Raw genomic sequence first — 273 nt, 5'->3', positions numbered from 1 at the left:
CGCGCAATGTCCTCGAAGAGGCTGCGCTGATGACCACTGAGACGGTGAGGGCCTTCTACGGGATCGTAGCTGCTGGCCCGGATGTTGACACGCCGCCCTGGCTGTTCATCCTGGCCAGACACATCGACGCCTGGGATAAGGCCTCGCAGGCCTACATGATGGCCGTGCATCAGCATGCTCGGCCTGTCCTCAATGACATGGAGCGCCTCTCCGCGTCGAAGTAAGCCGGGGGGCTGGGGGACACCCCAGTGAGCCCGAAGGGCGTTGCAGAGG

1 protein-coding gene is annotated in these 273 nt (G+C 64.1%); it reads left to right on the top strand.

Annotated elements, in window-relative coordinates:
- Positions 1-224: hypothetical protein (locus ABG80_RS18060; protein ID WP_235513938.1), on the top strand; the 224-nt coding region annotated here is incomplete at its 5' end.
- Positions 225-273 lie beyond the last annotated feature (49 nt).

This window comes from Aquabacterium parvum (assembly GCF_001447195.1).
GTDB classification, from domain to species: domain Bacteria; phylum Pseudomonadota; class Gammaproteobacteria; order Burkholderiales; family Burkholderiaceae_C; genus Aquabacterium; species Aquabacterium parvum.
Note: the sequence above shows the minus strand (reverse complement) of the source record. Positions and strands in the feature narration are given on the sequence as shown.